Here is a 3,576-nt window from a genome sequence, read left to right as displayed (position 1 = left end):
CCTCCCCCGCCACCGGGCGGGCCCGCGCCCGACTCGGCGCGCTACCAGCCCGGAGCCCCATGCCCGGCTGGCGCCGGGCGGCCGCCGCGGCCTCCCTCAGCGGTTGCGGCGGTGCTCGTCGGCCAGGGCGATCAGGTGGTCGGTGACGCGTTCCAGCAGCAGCGGGTCGGGCATCGGCAGGCCGGACATGGCACTGAGGTAGAGGCCGTCGCCGACCAGCCGGACGGTCTCGGCGAGGACTGGATCGCCGATCTCCTCGTGCAGCAGGGTGCCCCATTCGGTGAACACCCACTGCATGAGCTCCCACGCCTCCGGCGGGACGTCCTCGTTGCCGCGCAGCGCGGCGATGACGGAGCTGTAGAGGGCGGTCTCCTCCGCCGAGGTGGGGACGGAGACGCGCAGGAAGGTGCGGACCACCCCGCCCGGTTCGGCGCGGGCCTCACGGAACTCGTCCGCCGCCTGGTCGGTGAGCCGGCGGACGAGGCCGGTCAGCATGGCCGCCTTGGACGGGAAGTGGTACAGCAGCCCGCCTTTCGAGACTCCGGCGGCGGTGGCCACCGCCTCCAGCGTCACCGCGGAGCTCCCCTCGTGGATGAGGATCTCCTGGAGCGCGTCGAGGATGCGGTCGCGCGTGGTCGAGGCAGCGTTCATCGTTGACACTGTACCGGGCTGACTGTACTGTACCGTCCGGACGGTTCACAAGCCGGATATTTCCATGCATGTACATCCGGTCATCCCATGTCAGGACCGTCCGTCACTCCCCATCCCGCCCATGAGAGGAACGATGGACTCCGCCGCCCCGTCCGTGACCACCCGCGCCCAGGTTCCGGCCACCGCCGGACCGCGCGAGTGGCTGGGACTCGCCGTGCTCACCCTGCCGGTCCTGCTGATCGCCGTCGACATGACCGTGCTCGGCTTCGCGGTCCCCTACCTCAGCGCGGACCTGGCCCCCACCGGCACGCAGCTGCTGTGGATCGTCGACCTCTACTCGTTCGTGCTGGCCGGGCTGCTCGTCACCATGGGGACGCTCGGCGACCGCATCGGGCGCCGCCGGCTGCTGATGATCGGCGCGGCCGGCTTCGGCGCGGCGTCGCTGCTCGCGGCGCTGGCGCCCAGCGCCGAGGTGCTCATCGCGGCCCGGGCACTGCTCGGCCTCGCCGGTGCGACGCTGATGCCCTCCACCTTGTCGCTGATCCGCAACCTGTTCCTCGACCGGCGGCAGCGGCTGCTGGCCATCGCGGCGTGGGCCTCCATGTTCTCGGCCGGCTCCGCGCTCGGCCCGCTCGTCGGCGGCTGGCTGCTGGAGCACTTCTACTGGGGTTCGGTCTTCCTGATCAACCTGCCGGTCATGGCGCTGATCCTGGTCCTGACGCCGATGCTGGTGCCCGAGTCCCGCGACCCGGCGCCCGGACGCTACGACCTGCCGAGCGCCGCGCTGTCGCTGCTGGCCGTCCTCCCGGTCGTCTACGGCGTGAAGAAACTCGCCGAGGGCGGTTCGCCGCTCGTCGCCGCCGCGTCCGTCGCGGTCGGGGCGGCGGTGGGGTACGTCTTCGTCCGCCGGCAGCTGCGGCTGCCGGACCCGATGATCGACGTCCGGCTGTTCCGGAACCGCGCGTTCGGCGTGGCCGTCGCCACCAACCTCATGGTGGTGTTCGCCATGGTCTCGGCGCTGTTCTTCCTGACCCAGTACCTGCAGCTGGTCCTGGGAATGAGCCCGATCCGCGCGGGTCTGGTCCTGCTGCCGGGCATCGTGCTGTCGGTGGCGGCGCACTTCGTGGCGGTCGCGGTGGCCCGGCGGCTGAGCATGGGGGCGGCGATCCTCACCGGACTGGCACTGGCCGCCGCCGGGTTCGCCGTCTTCACGCAGCTCCCCCTGGCGGGTGGGACCCTGCTCGTGGCGGGCGGCTTCGCGGCGATCAGCGCCGGAGTGGGGCTGTCCGACACCCTGACCAACGACGCCATCATGGCCGCCGCGCCGCCGTCGCGGGCGGGGGCGGCGGCCGCCATCTCCGAGACCGCCTACGAGCTCGGCGGCGCGCTCGGCGTGGCCGTACTCGGCAGCGTGCTCACCGCCGTGTACCGCACCCTCCTCACGGCACCGGACGGCGTCTCCGAGCCCGCGCTGGACGCCGCCCGCGAGACCCTGGGCGGCGCGGTGACCGCCGCGGAGCGGCTGCCCTCCGGCGAGGCCGCCGCGCTCATGGACGCGGCCCGGCTGGCGTTCACCGAAGGCATCCACGTGACCAGCGCGATCGCCGCGGTGATCGTGCTGTGCGCGGCGGTGCAGGCGGGCCTGCTGCTGCGCGGGGTGGGCGGGCGGAGTGCACCCGGCCGCTCCGGGGACCACTGACCCGTCGACCCGTTCCGTGTCCGGACGCCGGGCCGCCAGGCGGTCGGGCGTCCGGATTCCGCGCGTCCGGCCATCCCCGGGGGCCGCGGCGCCGGCTTCCGCGGTAGTAGTCGGCAGGCCCCGCGGCGGCCGGCGCCCATGGCCCCGACCGCCGCGGAACCAGCCCACCGCGGCTTGGCGTGCCCGGACCGTCGCTGGGGTCCGCCGGGCCGCGTGCTCCGGTGGACGCCGGGGACCGGTGGGCGCCGAGCGGTCCCGGTGCCGCTCCGAGCGCACCCCGTGTCTGACGCCGAGGCCCTGGTCACGCCGTCGGCGCGGGCGCACCCGCGATCCCCGCAGCGCATCGGCCGCCCACTGCCGTGCCCGTTCGATACGAGCCGCGCATGTCCGCGTCCGCCCGATGCGCGACGAGCCCGGAGTCGGCGGCGCGGACTCCTCCCGGCAGGCACCGGCACAGGGCCGGGACCGCCATCCGCCGGACCAGCCGAGCTGGGGAACGCCTGCCCGGCCCGAACGCCATGCCGGGTATGACCGAAGGCCTGCGGGCGCACGGCGCCGGCGCCTCCCCGCGCCCAACGCCGCCACCAGCGGCGACGGACTGACCGGCTCCCGCCTCAAGCAGCCGGGGACCGCAGGCGGCCACCGGCCGGCGCACCGACCCCCGTCAGCGGCCCGAGCCGCGGCGGAGCCCCGGTCGGCGGCGCCGGCGGGTGGCGCGGGGGCCGCGGCCGGGCTTCCGCCGGGCCAGCCCCCTGACCGCCGGCCCCGAACGCGGCGGGGCCGCTCAGTCCTCCGGCGTCGCGGCCTGGTCGTGGTAGCTGCGGCGGGTGGCGTCGGTGTGCAGGCGCATCAGCTCGGCGGCGCGCTCCTCGTCGCCCGCCTCGATGGCGTCGATGATGGCCGCGTGCTCGTCCCACGCCTCCCGGCCCCGCTGGCGGACGACGAGCGTGTGGTACCAGCGCACCCGGCGCGCCACCTGGCCGGCGAGTTCGGCGAGCACCGCGTTGCCGGACAGCTCGGTGATGCGGGCGTGCAGGTCAGCGTTGGCGTCGACCATGTCGTCGGTCTCGGCGCGCTCCAGGGCCTCGACCCCCTCGCGCCACAGCTCGCGGAGCCGGGCGACGCCCGCCTCGTCGGCGTTGCGGGCGGCCAACCGGGCGGACTCGGTCTCCAGCAGCGCGCGCACCGCCAGCAGCTGGTCCGCCTCGCTCTCCGTCGGCTGGTGC

Annotated in this window: 3 protein-coding genes; 1 reads left to right on the top strand and 2 read right to left on the bottom strand. The window is 75.3% G+C overall.

Translation table 11 applies throughout. The features are described from left to right. Window positions 1–96: 96 nt before the first annotated feature. Window positions 97–651 carry a TetR/AcrR family transcriptional regulator gene (locus tag DEF28_RS25945; protein ID WP_114400821.1) on the bottom strand — a complete coding sequence of 185 codons (555 nt, stop codon included), beginning with the start codon at window positions 649–651 and terminating at the stop codon, window positions 97–99. 133 nt (window positions 652–784) lie between these two features. Here DEF28_RS25945 and DEF28_RS25940 point away from each other — a divergent pair, with 133 nt between their 5' ends. Beyond that, window positions 785–2,350 (top strand): MFS transporter, encoded by a 1,566-nt coding sequence (locus tag DEF28_RS25940; protein ID WP_374058245.1) that lies wholly within the window; start codon window positions 785–787, stop codon window positions 2,348–2,350. 784 nt (window positions 2,351–3,134) lie between these two features. On the opposite strand, the gene DEF28_RS25935 is transcribed toward DEF28_RS25940, so the two are convergent. Beyond that, on the bottom strand, window positions 3,135–3,576 hold a 442-nt coding region (locus DEF28_RS25935), incomplete at its 5' end, for a GntR family transcriptional regulator (protein ID WP_147280290.1).

Origin of the sequence: Marinitenerispora sediminis, assembly GCF_003336425.1 — a bacterium.
GTDB lineage: Bacteria > Actinomycetota > Actinomycetes > Streptosporangiales > Streptosporangiaceae > Marinitenerispora > Marinitenerispora sediminis.
This window is presented reverse-complemented; position numbering and strand designations above follow the sequence as displayed.